Consider the following 18,266-nt stretch of genomic DNA (forward strand, 5'->3'; position numbering starts at 1 on the left):
CCGGGCGTTCCGCCCGGTTCGCCGTCTCCAGGGACCGCCGTCCATCTGTGCAGCCTGCCGAGCTCTCTTGCTGGCACTGCGGCCCTTTCCGTGAAGAAATCGTCAGCCTACGATGAGCTGGGCGCGTAGGGTCACTCATCCCCGGGATTCAGGCGTTGACGGACTCCTCATCGGGCGAAGTCGCTCCTGGCACTATGAGCTGGTGAATGCCGGCAGCCTCGACGCGTACTCCGACCTGTGGGACGGTAGCGACCCGGACTGGGTGATCCTGCCAAGCGACGGGAACGACGATGGCGGCTTGCCCTATAACCGCCGGACCGGAGTGGCCGCACTGATGTGCGACGATGATCTGGCTGCAGCTGTGCTGCGTAACATGCGGGCCCATGGTGTCCCGGTCGTTGAGTACCCACCTACGGCACCCTGAGTTAAAGAGCCCTTGGTGGGGCATCTGACGGACCTCGGCGCAGCCGGAGCTGCACTTGACGACCTGCGGCACAAGTGAGGCTAGGAGTGTTGGGTCAGTAGCGGCTTGGCTGGAGCGTGGGGGTCTCAGCTGGGCATTGGGCTGGCTAGCCTGGCGGTCATGAATCCGGCCATGACGAGCGGTGCGACCACCGAGCCCGCCATCGTTGATGCCATGGAGCTGACCTCCGATCCGGAGCTGGAGGCCCGGTTTGCGGAGTCGGCCCACCAGATCCTGGCGGACCTGGTCAGTGGAGGTGCCGCGCTGGGCTGGGTCGAACCACCCTCGCGGGGATGAGGTGGCGGAACTTCTCGGCCACGTCGTCTCCGCGGTGCAGGCCGGGGACGCAGCCCTGCGCGTCGCCTACCTCGACCGTCGGCTTGTCGGGTTGGGGTACTGGCTCCGCTACGCCCGACCGACGCATCGGCCACACGCCGATCTGGAGAAGATCGCGGTAGATCCTGCTGTCCATGGTCGTGGTGTCGGTCGGGCGCTGACCGCTGCCTTGATCGCTGACGGCCGGGAGGCGGCTATCGAGGTCCTCACCCTGGACGCCCGTGGCGACAACACCAGTGCCCTTCACCTCTACCGGTCGCTGGGCTTCACCGAATACGGCCGTCTGCCCGGCTTCGTCGCCGTCGGCGAACGCCGCTACGACAGGTCTTCTTCATGCTGGACTTCCGCCAGCAAGGCTGACCGCTGCGTTACTGACCCCACGCTCCTCAGGCAGTCGACGGCTCCGTCCACGGTGTGGACCGCATCTCGATCGGCTGATATGCCAAAGCACGGTCAACGACCTCAGCAGCGGTCAGCTCCGGCTGAGCCCAGAAGATCAGGCCGGAAACGCTGCCGTCCGGGCAGACGAGGTCTCGCTCAAGTTGGTTCAGCCATCCGTTCAACTCAGCGTCGTCCGCGTAGTCGCCCCTCATGATCCGATCCATGAGGGCAATCGCCTCGTCTCGGGTCAGCTTCGCTGCCAGGTCGCTCACCTCCGACCGCGCGCCAATGGCACGGGCATCGGCCGCAGCCCGTGAGACGTCGAAGGCCCTGACTGGGACTCGCGTCCTGGTCAGGGCCTTCGTGCTGGAGCGGGTGACGGGAATCGAACCCGCACTGTCAGCTTGGGAACCGTACAAGATCCGCTGACGATCGACACTGCTGCCAGCTCGGCACCCCTTCGGGTGGCCTGGAGTGACCTCGACCGGCCAGGCGTAATGGCCCGCTAATGGCCCGACCAGGCGGGGGGCACCTCCTAGGTATCGCCCCTCGCACCGCCGCCTCCGGAGGGGGGCGCCCTTGCCATGCCTTATGCCGTCGCTGAGCTGGGCAAATGTCAGGCTAGTTGGACGACAGGGCTCAAGTTCGGCACGTATTCGGCACAAAGGTCAGATGCGTGACTGGCGAGTTCGTGTGCATGACTAGCGCGCCGGGTCGCGCCGACTTGAGCTTTCCGGCAGGATTGCCGGGTGGCCATCGACTTCTCGATCTCCTCAGTCACGTTCAGCGACCAAACCTGCATCACCACTCCCGCCCGAGGCATTACCGTCGTTGTTGGGCCAAACAACAGTGGAAAAACCGCCACTCTTCGCGGCCTTTTTAGTTGCCTTACGTCTGAGCACGCCAAGAATGAATCAGCGGTCGTCCGTGATGTCTCCTTCAACACATCGGGCACGTCACAGGATCTTCATGAGTGGCTTCAGGCGAATGCGCATAAGGAGCGCAACCAACTGGAGGAAGTGTATCGCCGGATGGGCACTCAGGTCCGCTGGAGTGATGTCAAGGGGGCCTGGGAGTATTCGCAGGGGGGCTACCTTGGAGGCGGTCTGCTAAACCTCCTAACATTCTTTGCTGACGTTGACAATCGCGCCGGGATTGTGAGCGTCCAAGTTGGGGGGTCGGGGTACATAGACGACGACGTTCCAAGCCACCCTGTCGCCTTTTTGTACCAGGACGGCGAACTTGAGGAAAGGTTTTCAAAGATCTGCGAATCAGTCTTTGGGAGTCCTGTAACCCTTCAACGGCTTGGCTCCTCATCGATGTTGAGGCTGGGGACTCCTAACGTGGAGCCTCCCCCCGTTAACCGGCCCACCAAGGCGTACGCCGAAGCTGAGAAGTCACTTCCCGCCCTAGCGGATCAGGGGCACGGGATGCGCAGCTTCCTCGGCTTGGCGCTGACGATGCTAGTGCAAGACTATTTCGTTATTGCCGTTGACGAGCCTGAGGCGTTTCTCCATCCGCCGCAAAGGCGTGCGCTTGGCCGACTGGTCAGTGATTTGGCGATGAACAACCGCTCTCAGTTGTTTATCGCAACCCACGACACGGATTTTCTCTGGGGCCTGCTCGACGGCCCCGCCGAGGTTACTGTCGTTCGGCTTACTCGCGAGGGCGGCATCAATCACGCCAGGCAAATCGGTGCCGAGCAGGCAAAGGTTCTCTGGACGGACCCTCTCCTTAGGTACTCAAGGATCTTCGACGGCCTTTTTTACGATCGCGTCGTGGTGGCAGAGAGTGACTCCGATTGCCGCTTTTTTGCGGCAGTCCTAGATTATCTCGTTGCCGAGCATGGTCTCCCTCAGCCTGATGTGCTCTTTGTTCCAGCTGGGGGGAAGGATCGGATACATGTGGCGGTTTCTGCGCTTCGCAGCGTAGGCGTAGATGTAGTGGCTGCCGCCGATTTCGACATGCTACGTGACGAAATTGGCTTTCGGCGTTTGGTTGAAGCTTCGGGAGGTGATTGGGGCGATTTCGCGCAGCTCAGGTCACGCTTCGCCGGCCCCATCAGCAGTAAGCGGGTAGCCAAGCCCATCTCGGGGCTTCGAAAGAAGCTGGAAGAGATCTTGCCAGGCGACGAGGCGGACTTGGATCGACAAACCAGCAAGGCAGTAGCAGGGCTCTTCTCGTTCAAGGATGGATGGGAGGATGCGAAGGACACCGGGCTAGAATCGGTCCCACATGGAGAGCCATATCGCTCATGCCAGGAGCTACTCAATAAGCTTACTAATATTGGTGTGTTCGTCTCACCTTATGGGGAGCTGGAGTCGTTCGTGAAGGGTGCGGGAGGTCACGGTCCTAAGTGGGTAAACGCCGTTCTCTCCCAAGGGCTTCACCGGGATTCCGTGGGGGCACATCGGTTCGTCAGGCAGTTAGTCGAAGGTTGAGAGCTTCGTAGAGAGTTGTTCCGGCTGCCTCGGTTAAGACCCTCGTCCGATAGCGCGTTTGGCGAGGGGTCGGCAGTGCCACCCCTCGCTTCCGCCGGACACAAGATGAAGGCCCCTGACCGGATTTTGCCTGCTCAGGGGCCTTTCGTGCTGGTCGACTCTGGTTCCCCTCGGCAGGATTCGAACCTGCACCCCCGCCTCCAGAGGGCGGCGTTACGGCAGGTCTCGATCAGCCTCGTGACCTCGTGTTTCTCTTGATCCACTTGGGTGCTCTGCGAGCACTTTGGCACGCATTGGGCACGTCAGGCATCAGTCGGAGCCGCAACCTCTTGGTCCGGCCCCGGCTATTGCGCTTCTTGCAGCGGACTTTATTGAAGGTCTGCTAGGTAGACGATGGTGGCGTCATCGCTCTGCTTGTTGCGTGGCCATTTGAATCCGACAGGATCGGAAGCTTCGAGTTGACGCACTCGACGTAGGACCTCGCTCGGCCCTCGATCTTCCAGCAGCTCTAACATGTCCTTCCAGCTAGCCTCGTTGAACATCCGGACGAGGCGTGCTGCGCCATCGGTTAAGACCGCTGATCGATCAACACTGCTGACTGGCACTTTGTTTATAAGGGCATGGTCTACGGTTGCGGGGTCGGCGGCAGCGACCCAAAAACCCCCTGGCGTATTTCGTGCAGCCAGTTCGGCATGCTTCATACGGACAAGCGCTTCGGCCTTTTCTGCGGATCCGATAGGATATTTGTCTGCTGCCCGACGCTCAAGCTGTGCAGTCTTGTCCACCCGGTCGTCAATAATGACGTTTACGGTCGAATTGGAGGCAAGGATGATGCCTACGTCTCCGAGTACCAGATATTCAAAGTGGCTTTGCGCTCGGCGGAGCACCGCCACTGCGGCCGATGGGGTGCCGGGGCTAGTTAGATCACACTCTCGATGCTGGTTAGCGACATTGTCAATGGCTGCGGCTAGTGCAGCCGGGAGCGCTATCGAAGCGTCGCTAGCGTGCGCAGACAGCGACGCGCCGAGTCGTGCCGCGTACCAGGAAACGCCGTGGATGCAGCCCGTATCAGTACGCGCTGTAGCACCGTCGAGCACTACGACCAAGTTCGGCGAGGCCGAAAACCAGTCCTCGTTAAGTTTGTCTGCCTTGGATGGTTCGGACGCTGCAAGGATGCGCATGCTTGCTCAGCTTTCGTGCCGGTAGATTGGTGTCACGCGCTCGCAAGCAAGGACCTTCCTTGGGTTGCTAGCGTCGTATTCGCAGCGGATGATGGTTGAAAAACGGCGATTCTTCAATTCTTTGTATAGCTGGGCAAGGTTGTCGGCGACAAACTGTGCAGCGCCGAGGGTCCCTTGTGCATGAGTGCCGGCAAGATAAAGGAACGACCCTTTGCCGTCGGGGCGCGGCAGGCGGCCGACGTAGCCGTAGTCTGCTGAGTGGCCATCATCCCGAGGTGACCGATATTCCGTCTCGCCGTCCATGAGATACCAGCCGCGATCATCCGACGCAAAGCGGAGGTGTGGATCGGCTTCCATTACCTGCCCGACAAACGGTAGCAGGCGTGGTGAGGTGAGAACGATGAGATTCGGGCGGTTGAGATGCACGAAGCCGGGCGGCGGAACTACCTCGTAGCTTGCGTCTAACCCGACGCTCCTAGCCAATTCTGAGAGAGCGTTGTAAGCCGCGAAACTCTCGGCCGAGAGTACGTCTCCGGGGTCGTGGCGACCTGCTTCCTGCTTGCCGCCGATTGCAACGGTCAATCGGCCTGTGCCAAGGAATGCACGTTCGGGCCGCGTTCCGGCGGATAGCAGCTGCGAAACGCGCGATCTAGAAACTTCCAGCAGTTCAGCAATCTGCGATTGCGTCATGCCGCCGGCAAGCAAGTGCTCAAGCGCCTCGCGGCGAATCCGCGATAGTTCGCCAATGGCCGCTTGATAGTCGTCGATCAGTCCGTGGGCCGCTTGTGCCCGCTCGTGAGCGTCGGCCACGCCTGCCACCGATGCAGGGTCCTTCACCCCGGGCTCCCTTCGTCAAGGGGCCTAACTCTACCGGAGGCGATTTGACCGGCCCAAACACCGGCCACCGAGGTAAGCCGGGGCAACTCCAGTGTTGAGGGGGGTTGACGGGCCTGGACGACGCGTGCTCAACTGTTCGCCACCAGCCCCCTGGACGACAGGGTTGAGGGGGGTTGACAAGCCGGCCGGATGGCTCGGGGAACGGCGACACGTCGTGGTCGTACGCCCATGAGACGCCGCTTGCCACTCGTGTCTTGAGAACTTCACAGCGACGGAAAAGCGCGGACGACAGCCGTCCTCGGTAGACCCCCGCCTTGAGTCACGCGGTGGCCGACCCCTGGTGCAGAGCCGGGGCGAGCGGGGTGTTGGGCAAGGGCGGCGTCTGCGCTGTACGACCTCGGGACGGGCGGTGGCGATCCGCCGCGTGGACCCGGACCGGTGACAACCGCAGTTGTCACCGCGCGCCCCAGCTCCACGCGACAACCAGCCACGCCGCCGAACACGCCGCGTCGGCCGGGTTGCGTCACGGCCTGCCCCGAGGGTTCCCCCGCTGTATCGACCTGTACCGGAGGTTTCCCGTGAGGAAGCACCTCGTTTCCGTCACCGCCGAGCCGACCGCCGCCGACTTGGCCGCGATCGAGTTGGAGTGGCCGCTGATCGCGGCCGAACTGGACGTGCTCGACGCCGAAATCACCCTGATCTACGCCGAGGACCACGGCGGCCCGACCGTCCTGGACTGGCGGCGGCTGCGCCGGGCCGAGGCCAGCGTTACCCGCGCCGCCGCCGAGCTGGCCGACCGCACCACCGGCCCGCGCCGCGTGGCCTGATGTCACGCATCCGCGCCGCATTCCATGACCCGGACGGGGCGCGGTACGGCATCCCCACCTACTGGTGGCGAGGTGCCCCGCCCGGCTACGCCACCCGCCGCCAACTGCGCGCCGCCGGCCTACGGCCCGGTGGTCAGCCGGTCGCCGCTCAGGTGCTCTGGCGCGGCGTCGGCGGTACCCGCGCCGCCTACCTGTACCGGGTCGACCTGGCCCGACCGAAGCGCACCGCCACCCCCGCCCAACGCGCCGCCATCGGCAAGGCGCTGACCGCCCGCCGGACCTGCCCGACCTGCGGCACGGTCCGGCCCTACTACATCCCGCGCTCGCTCGGCGAGTGCCTGACCTGTTCCCACCTGACCAAGGAGCCCATGTGAGCATCCGCAAGAACCGACGCGCCGTGATGGCCGAACTGCTGCTGCTGTCCAACCCGACCGACATTCGCACCCGGGGTGACGGCATCTCACTGGACATCAACTTCGACAGCATCGCCGAGCTGCGTTCTTGGCTGGACCTGGCCGGGCTGAACAGCCCGGACCTGCTGAGCGCCGAGCACGCTGGTACCGACAACGACGGCCGCCCGTACCGGGCGATGAACGCGTACCCGACGTGGCACGGCTGGGAGATCTACGCCCACGCCATCGAGTACACCCACGGCGGCGCACACCTCGACGCGCAGACCGCCGAGCAGCTCGCCGCCTTGGCGGTGGCCTGATGACCACGATCGATTTCACCCGGCACGGTGACCTGCTGGTGCCCGCCGGGACGCTGCCCGCCCCCCTCGACGCGGGCGACGACGCCCCGGCGGCGCGCGACACCGCGCCGGCCGCCGTCGAGCCGACCGCGCCGCCGGCACGTACGGGCCGGGCCGAGCGGCGCCGGGCGCGCCGCGACGCCGCCGCTCAGTCCGCCCGGGAGGCGGTGCGGGCCGGAGAGACGAAGCGGGTTCAGCGGTGGACCGCCCGCGCCGCTGAGGCCCGGCACCTGCGCCGGCTGCTGCTGGACCCGGATGTTCAGGCGGTGCGGCTGATGCGCCAGCGGGCGCGGTGGTCGGCTATGGCGTGGTCGGCGCTGGTGTTCGCGCTGCTGTTCACGATGGTCAACGTTCAGCGGTTCGCCGCCGGCCACGCCGAACCGTGGTCGCCGATGTGGGTGGTCGCGTGGCTGGTCGACCCGGCGTTCTCGATTCTGCTGGTTGGTCTGCTGATCGCCCGGGGTCACCTGTCGGCGGTCATGCGGCAGGTCACCGAACCGATCGTCAAGCGCGTCGAATACGGCCTCCTGGCCGCAACGACCGCGATGAACGTCGCCCCCGAGCTGACGCACCGCTTCCCCGGCGGACTGCCCGAGCAGGTTGCGTCGATCGTGCTGCACCTGCTGGTGCCGCTGCTGGCGTTCGCCGCTGCGAGCGTCATCACCCTGATTCAGGACCACTTCGCCGCCGCGATCGCCGCCCTCACCGACCCGCCCGGCGGTGGGCGTCCGGACGGCATCAACCTGCACGAACACCCCGACACCGCCCCGGCGATGGTCGAGCTTTCCGCCGACGACCGGAAGCTTCTGGACGCCGTGCACCACGCCATCACCACCGGCGCGCTGGACCCCGACCCGAGCGGCTACGCGATCTATCGGCGGGTGATGCGCGGTCGCGGGGACAAGACCCGCGCCTACCGCGTCGCCGCCGTCATCAACGGCTCACGACCGGTCCCGCACGCCGCCTAGCCCCGCCCGGCGGCACGGCCCCCGGCTTCCCAACCTGTGCCGTGCCGCCGGCCCTCATCCCCCGACCCTCACGGATCAGATGGAGGAACACCCATCATGACGTCCCCCCGAGATGACGACCGTTTCGACTGGCAGGCCGCAGAGCGCGACCTGCACAACTCCACCGACCGCGACGCCGAGGTGGTGGACCTGGACGCCGCTCGGTCCCGCCGGCAGGCACCTGCCGGCCCGGATGACGGCGGCGACCTGGCCGACGCCCCCGGGCGGCTGGTCGACTCGCCCGAGGCGCAGCGGTCCCCGCGGTTCACCATGGCGGGGTTGCAGGGTGCGAAGCGTCGGCCGATCGTGCCGGCGTGGCTGCGCTCGCGCGCCGAGCTGCGCGACGCGGCCCGCTGGACGATCGGGCACCTGTTCCACGCCGGGGCGTACCACCTGACCCGCGCCCCGAAGTACGCCGGCAAGCTCGCGTGGCGCGCGCCGCGCGGCGCGGCCCGGCTGCTGACCGGGTGGGGGCGGTGGCTGTTCGACCTCCAGGGCGAGCACGTCCGGCAGCTCATGGCCGACAAGGGCGACGCCGAGATGTACCTCAAGGCGTCGAAGCTGCGTGACCAGCGCGTGCGGTGGCGTGGGTTTGTCACCGCCGCCGTGGTGCTCGGCGTGCTCCCGGCGCTGGGTATCGCTTACGCCCTGGCCCCGCCCGGCGCGCGGTACGCCACCCTCGCCGCGCTCCTGGCGGCCCTCGGCGCTTTGGGTCGCCCGGCGGACAAGCCGCTGCTCGACACCGCCGTGATGGTGCCGAAGGTCCAGAAGCTCACGTCGGATGTGGTGGTGCGGGCGCTGGGCAACCTCGGCATCACCGGCATCAACCAGGCCATCGCCAAGGGCGACCGGGGCAAGGACTGGTTCCCCGCCCCGATCACCCGCGACGGCCCCGGCTGGCGCGCCGATGTAGAACTGCCCAACGGCGTCACCGCCACCGAGGTCATCGAGAAGCGGGAGAAGCTCGCCGCCGGCCTCAGCCGCCCGCTCGGGTGTGTGTGGCCCGAGGGGCAGCCCGAGGTGCACCCCGGACGGCTCGTGCTGTGGGTGGGCGATCAGGACATGTCCAAGGCCCGCAAGCCCGTGTGGCCGCTGCTCAAGGGCGGCACCGTGGACCTGTTCCGGCCGCAGCCGTTCGGCACCGACCCGCGCGGCCGGTGGGTCGAGCTGACCCTGATGTTCATGGCGATGGTCATCGGCTCCATCCCGCGCATGGGCAAGACGTTCACGCTGCGGGAAGTGCTGCTGATCGCCGCGCTGGACCCGCGTGCGGAGATCCACGCCTACGACCTCAAGGGCACCGGCGACCTGTCGGCGTTGGAGCAGGTCGCCCACCGCTACCGCGCCGGTGAGGAAGACGAGGACATCGAGTACGCCGTGGCCGGCATGCGGGAGCTGCGCGAGGAGCTGCGCCGCCGCGCCAAGGTGATCCGCGACCTCCCTCGGGACCTGTGCCCGGAGAACAAGGTCACGCCCGAGCTGGCGTCGAAGAAGTCCCTTGGCTTGCACCCGCTGGTTATCGGGGTGGACGAGTGCCAGAAGTGGTTCGAGCACCCCGAGTACGGCAAGGAGCTTGAGGCCATCAGCACTGACCTCGTGAAGCGTGGGCCGGCCCTCGGGATCATTCCCGTGTTCGCCACCCAGCGGCCCGACGCTAAGAGCCTGCCCACCGGAATCTCGGCGAACGCGTCCACCCGGTTCTGCCTCAAGGTCATGGGCCAGACCGAGAACGACATGGTGCTGGGCACCTCGCAGTACAAGCAGGGCATCCGGGCGACCATGTTCGCCTGGACCGACAAGGGCACCGGCTACTTCGTCGGTGAGGGAGCCGACGCCCGGATCACCACCACCGTCAACATCGACGGGCCGATGGCCGAGCGGATCGCCGCCCGCGCCCGCGCCGCCCGCGAGGCCGCCGGGCGGATCACCGGCCACGCCCTGGGCGAGCAACCCGCCACCGCCCCGGCGCTGTCGTTCCACCTCCTGGACGACATCGCCGCCGTGGTACCCGCCAACGAAGCCAAGGTGTGGTGCCGCACCGTCGCCGCACGGCTGGCCGAGCTGCGGCCCGAGGTCTACGACGGGTGGGACGCCGAGCGAGTCACCGTCGCGCTCAAGCCGTTCGGCGTGAAGGTCGGCCAGACGTGGGGCACCGACCCCGACACCGGCAAGGGCGCCAACCGGGGCGGTTTCGAACGCGCCGCCATCATCGCTGCCATCGCGGAGCGTAACCGAAAGCGGGACGCGAGCTAACCACGGATTAGTCCTAGGTCTAGGACCAGAGGGCTCCTAGACCTAGGACCGCCCCTAGGACGCCATCCGAACCCTGATCAGGACGCTAGGAACCTAGCGGCCTCCCCCGAACACGCCCTAAAACCGGCCCTGGAGGCTGTCATGACCCCCCGCACCCTGCTAGCCACCACCCCCTGCCTCACCCTCGCACTGCTCACGCTCGGTTACCTCGCCGTGTGTGTGGCCGCGCCGTTCGGTCGCTGCCGCACCTGCCACGGCACCGGCCGCAAGCGGTCCCCGCTCGCCCGTGCTGGGCGGGAGTGCCGACGCTGCGCCGGCACCGGGCTGCGGCTGCGCGTCGGCCGGCACGCCATCAACCACATCAAGGACGAGTACCAGGCAGGCAAGCGATGAACCGCCGCACCAGCCGCGACGGTCACACCGACTGGTGCGCCCGAGGCCACCGCTGCGGCCTCGGCGAGCACCGATCCGACGAAATCGTGGTCGACGTGGCCGGCCACGCCCGCGCCGTCCTGGTGCGCGTCCGCACCGCCGCCGGCCGCGATCACGCCGAGGTGCGCGTCAGGGTCGCCCTCGCCCCCGGCGAGGTGGCCGCCCGCCGCCAGTTGGTGGGGCTGCTCGGCGACCTGCGGCAGACCGTCACCCGCGCCGCCGTCGCCGCCCGGCCCGCACCCCGGAGGGCTGGCTGATGGAGATCTGGTTGACCGGCACCCCGGCCGAACTCAACGCCGCTATCCAGGCACTGACCGCCGCCGCCTACGTGTCCTACGTCAGCGACTGGCACGCGCTGGTCGGCGTGGACGCCGGCCGCTACCGCGCCTATCTGCGTCTGGCCGTCACCACCGCGCCCGCGCCCCGCAGGCACGCCCCACGGCCCGCCCAGGGTGCGCCGCTGATCGACCTCGACGCCGCCCGCACCCGCCGGACCACACGAAAGGAGAAGCCCGGTGCCTGACCTGCTCGCCGCTGCCCTGGCCTACGCCGCGCACGGGTGGCCGGTGTTCATGCTCGGCCCCAGCAAACGACCTGTCGCCAACTGCCGCGCATGCCCAAAGGCCGAAGAGGACCCCGGCCACAACCGAGACGCCTGCGACTGTCTGACCTGCCACGGGTTCTACGCCGCCACCACCGACCCGAACCGGGTCGCGGCGATCGTGGACGCCGTGCCGCGCGGGCAACTCGCCCTGCGCACCGGCACGGCGTCCGGCCTGGTCGTGGTCGACATCGACCCTGGCCATGGCGGCGCAGACACCCTCGCCCTGCTCATCGCCGATGGCCTCACCCCGTGCACCGCGCGAGTGCGTACCGGGTCGGGCGGGCTGCACCTGTACTACCGGCACCCCGGACGGCACGTGCCGTGCAGTCAGGGCAAGCCCGGCCAGGGACTCGGCCCCGGGATCGACGTGAAAGCCGACGGCGGCTACGTCGTGCTTCCCCCATCGGTACACCCGCGCACCAGCCGCCCCTACCGGTGGATACCCGGCCAGCCCGTGAAGGAGATGCCCCCCGCCCTGCTGACGGCCTGTACGCCGCCGCCGGCACCACCCGCCCCGGCCGTGACCGGCCCGACCCGGCTGCGTGAGGCGGGGGGCATCTCCCACCCCGATCGGCTTCTCGCCGTACTGCTCGACCGGATCACCACGGCCCCCGAGGGCACCCGCCGCCCCACCCTCTACGGCGTAGCCCGGGGCGTCGCCCGCATGGTCGCCGCCGACGCCATCAGCTACGACGACGCCATAGCCGCCCTCACCGACGCCGGCCGAAAAGCGGAACAGACCGACCGAGACATCCGCGCCGCCATCCGTGGCGGATTCCGAGCCGAAGGGGTAGCGGCGTGACCCGGCCCGGCGACAACCGCAGTTGTCACCGCGCGCCCCAGCTCCACGCGGCAACCGCTCACGTCGCCGACCACGCCGCCGCGCTGACTGCTGCCCAAACGCCCTCGGATGCCCTCGCCGCGCTGGCCGCGCTGGAAGCCGCGTGCCGGGAAGCCCGCGAGTGGCTCGCGGTCGACCTGGTACTCATTGACGGCTGGTCGTACGCCGACGTCGGCCGGGCGCTGGGCACCACCCGGCAAGCCGCCAGCAAGGCATACGCCGACCCCGTGAACGCCCGGATGCGTCGCAGCGTGATGGGCCGTGACGACGCGGTGGTGATCGTGCCGTGCGGCGTGGCGAAGCTCGACCGGCCCGCACCGGCCGGGCGGATGTACACCGGCAGCTACCACCGCGCGTGCCGCCGCGCGGCTGACCGGCTCGGCGGGCGGCTGGTCATCCTGTCCGCCCGCTACGGGCTCCTCACCCCGGACACCGTGATCGAGCCGTACGAGCTGCGCATGGGCCAACCCGGCGCGGTCACCGCCTCGACGCTGCGGGCGCAGGCACGCCGCATGGGCATCGACGTGGCCGGCACCGTGACCGTGCTCGCTGGCCGCGACTACGCCGACCCGGTGTCGGCGGTGTGGCCGCACGCCCGCCGGCCCCTTGATGGCACGCGCGGGATGCCCGAACAGATGGCCGTGCTGACCGAGCTGGCGCGCACACCGACAACCCCGGTTGTCACCAACCCCCGCCCCACCGCACCACTCACGGAAGGACGTGCCGCATGACGCTCGCCCGCCTGCACCTTGTCGCCACCGACGATTCGGAAGCCACCGACGCGCCACCGGGCGTCGGCCCGCTGTGGGATGTTCCAGTGCCCCTGACCGGCGCGGCCACGGCGATCCCGCCGTTCCCGCTCGACGTGTTCCCCCGCTGGCTGGGCGACATGGCGGCCGGGGTTGCCCGGTTCACCGCCACCGACCCTGCCATGGCCGGCACTCTTGCCGTCGCCGTGCTGTCCGCCTGCGCGGGCGGGCGGCTGGAGGTCGAGCCGGTGCCCGGGTGGCGTGAGCCGGTAAACGTGTTCGCCGCCGTCATCGCCGGCCCGGGTGAGCGCAAGAGCCCGGTTCACCGGGCCATGACCGCGCCCCTGTTCGCGGCGCAATCGACCCTCGCCGACGCGATGCGGCCCCGCATCGCCGAGGCCGCCGCGCTGCGCGACATCGCCGAACGGCAAGCCGAACAGGCCAAGGCCCAAGCCGCGAAGGCCACCGACCCCGGCAAGCGCGACGACGCGGCGGCCGACGCGGTGGCCGCCGCCATCGCCGCCGAGGCCATCACCGTGCCCGGCCTGCCGAAACTCATAGTGGACGACGCCACCCCCGAAGCCCTCATCAACCTGATGGCCACCAACGGCGGACGCATGGCAATCATCAGCGATGAGGGCGGCATCTTCGACACCCTCGCCGGCCGCTACTCCGGTGCCCCCAACCTCGACCCCTACCTCAAAGGCCACGCCGGGCAACCGATGAGCAACGAACGCACCACCCGCGAAGGTGCCAGCGTCGACAAGCCGGCACTCACGGTGTGCGTCATGGCGCAACCGGTCGTGCTGCGCCAGTTCGGCGGCAACGCCGGCCTCGCCGGCCGAGGACTACCCGCCCGGTTCCTGTTCGCACTCCCGGCGTCGATGGCCGGCTACCGGCCCGTCGACACACCCCCGGTGCCCGAACAGGTCACCGCCGGCTACACCCACCGCGTGCACGACCTGGCCGCCACCTTCGCCGAATGGACCGACCCCGCCGTGGTTGTCCTGACCGAAGATGCCGGCAAGGTACGTCGCGCCGCCGCCGAGCAAGTAGAGGCCGAGCTACGGCCCGGCGGCAGCCTGCACGACATGCGCGAGTGGGGCAACAAGCTCTCCGGCGCGACACTGCGCCTGGCCGGGCTGCTGCACGTCGCCCACCACCCCACCGACGCCTGGCGACGCCCCATCGACGCCGACCGCATGGCCGACGCCGTACGCCTGGCCGACTTCTTCGCCGCCCACTACCGGGCCGCCGTCGCCACCATCAGCGCCGACGCCACCACCGAAACCGCCCGCCGCGTCCTCGGCGTGGTCACGGCCAAGGGCATGACCACCTTCACCCGCCGCGAGCTGCACCGTCGTTGTCACCGACAGCTACCCCGCGCCGCCGACGTAACCGCCGTCCTGGACGTGCTCACCGCCCATGGCTGGATCCGCACCACCGACACCGGCGGCTACGAGGTCCACCCCCGAGCCGCCGACCTCACCGCCGGGGGCGGTAACAGCGGTGACACGGTGACAACCGCCCCCGACAGCAGCGTTTCCGCAGCTCAGACCACCTGAACCCCTGTCACCACCCCCCGGTGACAGGGCGGTGACAGCGGTGACAGTCCCCGCCGACTGTCACCGCTGTCACCACCTGTCACCACCCCTCGGTGACAGCCAGAAACCATTGCTGAACAGCACAAACACCCGACCGAACGCCCAACTGTCACCGTGTCACCGCCCCCCGACCCTCCCGGCCCGCCCCCGACCACCGACGCCCCCGAAACGGCCCACTGAGAGCCACACAGACGGAACGGCCCAATGCCTTACCTCAACCCACCCGAGATCTTGCGTCTCCGTGGCTCTCAGCGGGCCGCTCTATGCCGTTATGCGGCGATACCTCTCCGATCCTCCAGAAGTGACCAGCGCCGACCGGAAGGCCCTCACGATGCGAATCCGCCCGTTCCAGCGCATCTACCTCGACGCCATCCCGAAGGAGGGCATCAATGGCTAAGCGAGTCACCGGCAAGCGCGCGTCAGAGCCTGCACTGCCCACAGAGCTTCTGACCATCGAAGAGGCCGCCGAGCGGATCAAGATGAGCGTGCGTTACCTCCGCCGAGCGGTCGCCGAGCGGCGCATCGCATTCCACCGCCTCGGCCGCTCCATCCGATTCGACCCTGCTGACCTGGCCGCATTCGTACAGGCGAGCCGAGTCGAGCCCATGACTGCCGAGACCGTATGGCGTGGACTAAGGAGCGTTGCCTGATCATGGCGAACAAAGACGGACACCGCAGATTCGGGAGCATCCGCAAGCGGGAGTCGGGCCGTTACCAGGCTCGCTACCCCGGCCCGGACGGCAAGATCCGTTCCGCGCCGCAGACGTTCGCCCGCAAGGCCGAGGCCGAGCGTGCCCTGTCCTTGATCGAGGCGCAGATGGCCCGAGGCGAGTGGATCGACCCCGACAGGGGAAAGATTCGGTTGCAGGACTATGCGGAACGGTGGATCACCGAACGTCCGAACTTGCGGCCCCGCACCGTGCATCTCTACCGGTGGACCCTCGGCAAGCACATCACGCCTTACCTCGGCGGTGTGCCGCTCAACCGGCTCGACACGCCCATGGTCCGCGAGTGGCGAACGGGCTTGCTGGCCGAGGGCGTGTCGCTGACCATGGCGGCGAAGGCGTACCGGCTGCTGCGCGCGATCCTGATGACCGCCGTGAAAGAGGACGAGTTGATCAGGGTGAACCCGTGCCGCGTTGTGGGCGCGGACCAGGAAAAGCCCGCAGAGCGGCCGGTCCTTTCCGTCCCGCAGATCTTCGCGTTGGCCGAGCGGATGCCGGAACGGTTCCGGGCGTTGATCCTGGTTACGACGTTCGGGTGTCTGCGGTGGGGCGAGGTGGTGGCCCTGCAACGGTGTGACATCGACCTGACGGCCGGCACGGTACGGGTGCGTCAAGCGTTCGTGGAGCACCGGGGCACCGGTCTGATTCTCGGCCCGCCGAAGTCGCGGGCGGGCGTGCGGACCGTCGCGCTGCCGAAGGCCGCACTACCTGTGCTGAAACAGCACATGGTCAACTACGTAGGCGAGGCATCCGAGGCGTTCGTGTTCACCGGCGAGAGCGGCCGGAACCTCTGGCGCGGCAACTTCAACAAGCTGGTCAAGTGGTCCGAGGCGGTGGCCGCCGTGGGCGCGTCCGGACTGCACTTCCACGACCTGCGGCACACCGGCAACACGCTCGCGTCGCGGGCGCCGGGTGCGAGCCTGCGGGACATCATGGCCCGGATGGGCCACGACAGCCCACGGGCCGCGCTGATTTATCAGCACGCCAACCGGGAGGCCGACCAAGGGATCGCCGATGCGATCGACAAGGCGGTGAAGGCGGCCCGGCGCAAGCCGAGCAAGCGCAAGCCGAGGCAGGCTCCGGAGGGTGGCGCGCCGGCCGCCGAGGCGAGCTAATGGCCCGCTAATGGCCCACGGCCTGTTTCAGCTCTCCTGACAACGCGAAAGCCCTGGTTGGGACTCTCGTCCTGACCAGGGCTTTCGTGCGTTGGAGCGGGTGACGGGAATCGAACCCGCACTGTCAGCTTGGGAAGCTGATGTTCTGCCATTGAACTACACCCGCAGGCGGCACCACTGTACCTGAGACGTCACGCCGGTGCACCCAGGCACCCCCTCCGACGCCACACCGTGTCGCCCCGCGAACCGGGTGACTCGCGGCCAGCGCCCGGGAGCTGGCCCCGCCACGGTGGCCATGATCTGTCTGTGCCGTGGCTCACACCGGCCGGCGGACCGGCACACCCAAGATCGACGCCACCGCGCCGTCGGGCAGCGCGAGTTGCTACCGAGAATCGCCGTTTCATCGCCAATTGTCGATCACGGATCGGCGCCGGCCAGGAAAAAGTTTCACCTCCGCAACATATGGCCGTTCTCAAATCCGTCGATCGGTTGTAACGTCTGCCCAACGTTCTCAGCCACGGCGTGACATACCCCCTGTCGCGCCGGCCAGAAAGAGGTGGGCCCATGGGACTCCGTCCCAACCTGCTGACCCGGCGTACGGCCGGCGTCGCGTCGACGACCCTCGCGCTGCTGCTCAGCACCGCCGCCGTGGGCGTCGTACCGGCCGCGTCGGCCTTCTCCGCCGCCCCGAGCGAGGTCTGCGTCGAGCCGGCCGACGTCCACTCGGACTCCCGCCTCAAGGCGGGCGGCGCGGCCAAGCACGAGCCGAACGAGCTGACCCTGGCGGAGACCCGCGAGCGCGAGGCCGACCTGGCCGCCGCCCTGCGCGAGCGCGCCCGGTTCCGCACCGGCGCCGGCGCCTCCATCACGGCCACCGTCACCGTCCCGGTCGTGGTGCACGTGATCCAGCGGGACGGCACCCGGGCCGGCGGCAACATCCCGGACTCGATGATCACCTCGCAGATCAACGTGCTGAACCAGTCCTACAGCGGGGCGACCGGCGGCGCGGCCACCGCGTTCAGCTTCCAGCTGCAGAAGATCAACCGGGTGACGAACCCCTCGTGGTACCCGATCGTGCAGGGCTCTTCGGCGGAGCGGTCGATGAAGACCTCGCTGCGCGAGGGCGGCAAGAACACCCTCAACGTCTACCTGGGCGAGCTGAGCAACGACCTGCTCGGCTGGGCGACCTTCCCGACCCGGAAGCTGAGCAGCATGGACGGCGTCGTCGTGCTGAGCGAGTCGCTGCCGGGCGGCACGGCCACCAACTACAACCAGGGCGACACCGGCACCCACGAGGTCGGCCACTGGCTGAACCTCTACCACACCTTCCAGGGCGGCTGCTCCGGCTCGGGTGACAGCGTCAGCGACACCGCGCCCGAGGCATCCCCGGCGTTCCAGTGCCCGACCGGCCGGGACACCTGCACCGCCCCGGGCGTCGACCCGATCACCAACTTCATGGACTACACCTACGACTCCTGCATGCACCAGTTCACCGCCGGGCAGGCCAGCCGCATGCTGACCGCCTGGAACGCGTACCGCGCGGCGTAGTTCCCCCGCACGACCGGTGCCGGCTCCGCTCGACGGGGCCGGCACCGTCGTCTTCGGGGCGGGGTGGGGGCGGGGGGGGGGGGGGGCCGGGGGGGGGGGGCCGCGGCCGGCCCCCCCCCGACACGGGCCGGCGCGGGCCCCCCCCGCCCCCCGCCGCGGGGCCCCCCGCGC

Annotated in this window: 20 protein-coding genes, 2 tRNA genes and 1 pseudogene; 18 read left to right on the plus strand and 5 right to left on the minus strand. The window is 68.3% G+C overall.

All coding sequences use genetic code 11. The features are described from left to right. Window positions 1-202 precede the first annotated feature (202 nt). The 3 genes and pseudogenes from ABZ793_RS01065 to ABZ793_RS01075 all read left to right on the plus strand — a co-directional run. Window positions 203-424 carry a hypothetical protein gene (locus tag ABZ793_RS01065; RefSeq protein WP_357449954.1) on the plus strand — a complete coding sequence of 74 codons (222 nt, stop codon included), beginning with the start codon at window positions 203-205 and terminating at the stop codon, window positions 422-424. Window positions 425-583: 159 nt separating this feature from the next. After that, a complete protein-coding gene (locus ABZ793_RS01070) occupies window positions 584-760 on the plus strand; it encodes a hypothetical protein (protein WP_357449957.1) in 177 nt (58 codons plus the stop codon). A 1-nt stretch (window position 761) separates the two neighbouring features. Further along, a pseudogene (locus ABZ793_RS01075) lies at window positions 762-1,019 on the plus strand (GNAT family N-acetyltransferase); the annotation flags it as partial. A gap of 166 nt (window positions 1,020-1,185) precedes the next feature. On the opposite strand, the gene ABZ793_RS01080 reads toward ABZ793_RS01075, so the two are convergent. Continuing rightward, window positions 1,186-1,452 carry an e9imm peptide gene (locus ABZ793_RS01080; protein WP_357450606.1) on the minus strand — a complete coding sequence of 89 codons (267 nt, stop codon included), beginning with the start codon at window positions 1,450-1,452 and terminating at the stop codon, window positions 1,186-1,188. 477 nt (window positions 1,453-1,929) lie between these two features. Between ABZ793_RS01080 and ABZ793_RS01085 the strand changes: the two genes are divergently transcribed. After that, window positions 1,930-3,621, plus strand: a complete 1,692-nt coding sequence (locus tag ABZ793_RS01085) for an AAA family ATPase (RefSeq protein WP_357449960.1) — start codon at window positions 1,930-1,932, stop codon at window positions 3,619-3,621. Window positions 3,622-3,782: 161 nt separating this feature from the next. Here ABZ793_RS01085 and ABZ793_RS01090 read toward each other — a convergent pair. From ABZ793_RS01090 to ABZ793_RS01100, 3 genes are all read right to left on the minus strand, one after another. Continuing rightward, a tRNA-Ser gene (locus tag ABZ793_RS01090) sits at window positions 3,783-3,889 on the minus strand. 100 nt (window positions 3,890-3,989) lie between these two features. Further along, complete coding sequence (locus tag ABZ793_RS01095) at window positions 3,990-4,802, minus strand: protein phosphatase 2C domain-containing protein (RefSeq protein WP_357449963.1); 813 nt, start codon at window positions 4,800-4,802, stop codon at window positions 3,990-3,992. A 6-nt stretch (window positions 4,803-4,808) separates the two neighbouring features. Further along, window positions 4,809-5,639 (minus strand): sigma-70 region 4 domain-containing protein, encoded by an 831-nt coding sequence (locus ABZ793_RS01100; RefSeq protein WP_357449966.1) that lies wholly within the window; start codon window positions 5,637-5,639, stop codon window positions 4,809-4,811. A 578-nt stretch (window positions 5,640-6,217) separates the two neighbouring features. Here ABZ793_RS01100 and ABZ793_RS01105 point away from each other — a divergent pair. The 13 genes from ABZ793_RS01105 (at window position 6,218) to ABZ793_RS01165 (ending at window position 16,547) form a co-directional block, all read left to right on the plus strand. Beyond that, complete coding sequence (locus ABZ793_RS01105; RefSeq protein WP_357449969.1) at window positions 6,218-6,466, plus strand: DUF6284 family protein; 249 nt, start codon at window positions 6,218-6,220, stop codon at window positions 6,464-6,466. Continuing rightward, complete coding sequence (locus ABZ793_RS01110; protein ID WP_357449972.1) at window positions 6,466-6,840, plus strand: RRQRL motif-containing zinc-binding protein; 375 nt, start codon at window positions 6,466-6,468, stop codon at window positions 6,838-6,840. Before ABZ793_RS01105 ends, ABZ793_RS01110 begins: the two co-directional genes overlap by 1 nt. 26 nt (window positions 6,841-6,866) lie before the next feature. Further along, on the plus strand, window positions 6,867-7,178 hold the full coding sequence (locus tag ABZ793_RS01115) for a hypothetical protein (RefSeq protein ID WP_357450609.1): 312 nt from the start codon (window positions 6,867-6,869) through the stop codon (window positions 7,176-7,178). Continuing rightward, window positions 7,178-8,185, plus strand: a complete 1,008-nt coding sequence (locus ABZ793_RS01120) for a hypothetical protein (protein ID WP_357449975.1) — start codon at window positions 7,178-7,180, stop codon at window positions 8,183-8,185. Before ABZ793_RS01115 ends, ABZ793_RS01120 begins: the two co-directional genes overlap by 1 nt. A gap of 96 nt (window positions 8,186-8,281) precedes the next feature. Continuing rightward, window positions 8,282-10,477 carry a cell division protein FtsK gene (locus ABZ793_RS01125; RefSeq protein ID WP_357449979.1) on the plus strand — a complete coding sequence of 732 codons (2,196 nt, stop codon included), beginning with the start codon at window positions 8,282-8,284 and terminating at the stop codon, window positions 10,475-10,477. 141 nt (window positions 10,478-10,618) lie between these two features. Continuing rightward, on the plus strand, window positions 10,619-10,870 hold the full coding sequence (locus ABZ793_RS01130) for a hypothetical protein (RefSeq protein WP_357449982.1): 252 nt from the start codon (window positions 10,619-10,621) through the stop codon (window positions 10,868-10,870). Then, entirely contained in the window at window positions 10,867-11,166 is a 300-nt protein-coding gene (locus ABZ793_RS01135; RefSeq protein ID WP_357449985.1) for a hypothetical protein, read from the plus strand. The genes ABZ793_RS01130 and ABZ793_RS01135 overlap by 4 nt, the downstream gene beginning before the upstream one ends. Beyond that, window positions 11,166-11,432, plus strand: a complete 267-nt coding sequence (locus tag ABZ793_RS01140) for a hypothetical protein (protein ID WP_357449988.1) — start codon at window positions 11,166-11,168, stop codon at window positions 11,430-11,432. The genes ABZ793_RS01135 and ABZ793_RS01140 overlap by 1 nt, the downstream gene beginning before the upstream one ends. Further along, window positions 11,425-12,315 (plus strand): bifunctional DNA primase/polymerase, encoded by an 891-nt coding sequence (locus ABZ793_RS01145; RefSeq protein ID WP_357449991.1) that lies wholly within the window; start codon window positions 11,425-11,427, stop codon window positions 12,313-12,315. The genes ABZ793_RS01140 and ABZ793_RS01145 overlap by 8 nt, the downstream gene beginning before the upstream one ends. Beyond that, a complete protein-coding gene (locus ABZ793_RS01150; RefSeq protein WP_357449994.1) occupies window positions 12,312-13,085 on the plus strand; it encodes a DUF6884 domain-containing protein in 774 nt (257 codons plus the stop codon). The genes ABZ793_RS01145 and ABZ793_RS01150 overlap by 4 nt, the downstream gene beginning before the upstream one ends. After that, on the plus strand, window positions 13,082-14,668 hold the full coding sequence (locus tag ABZ793_RS01155) for a YfjI family protein (protein ID WP_357449997.1): 1,587 nt from the start codon (window positions 13,082-13,084) through the stop codon (window positions 14,666-14,668). Before ABZ793_RS01150 ends, ABZ793_RS01155 begins: the two co-directional genes overlap by 4 nt. Before the next feature lie 428 nt (window positions 14,669-15,096). Then, window positions 15,097-15,357 (plus strand): helix-turn-helix domain-containing protein, encoded by a 261-nt coding sequence (locus ABZ793_RS01160; protein ID WP_357450001.1) that lies wholly within the window; start codon window positions 15,097-15,099, stop codon window positions 15,355-15,357. A gap of 2 nt (window positions 15,358-15,359) precedes the next feature. Continuing rightward, on the plus strand, window positions 15,360-16,547 hold the full coding sequence (locus tag ABZ793_RS01165) for a tyrosine-type recombinase/integrase (RefSeq protein WP_357450004.1): 1,188 nt from the start codon (window positions 15,360-15,362) through the stop codon (window positions 16,545-16,547). A 92-nt stretch (window positions 16,548-16,639) separates the two neighbouring features. On the opposite strand, the gene ABZ793_RS01170 is transcribed toward ABZ793_RS01165, so the two are convergent. Further along, window positions 16,640-16,713: transfer RNA gene (locus ABZ793_RS01170), tRNA-Gly, on the minus strand. A 398-nt stretch (window positions 16,714-17,111) separates the two neighbouring features. On the opposite strand from ABZ793_RS01170, the gene ABZ793_RS01175 reads away from it, so the two are divergent. Continuing rightward, a complete protein-coding gene (locus tag ABZ793_RS01175) occupies window positions 17,112-18,095 on the plus strand; it encodes a zinc metalloprotease (RefSeq protein ID WP_357450007.1) in 984 nt (327 codons plus the stop codon). Window positions 18,096-18,266 lie beyond the last annotated feature (171 nt).

It is taken from the genome of Micromonospora sp. NPDC047465 (assembly GCF_040643125.1).
GTDB lineage: Bacteria > Actinomycetota > Actinomycetes > Mycobacteriales > Micromonosporaceae > Micromonospora.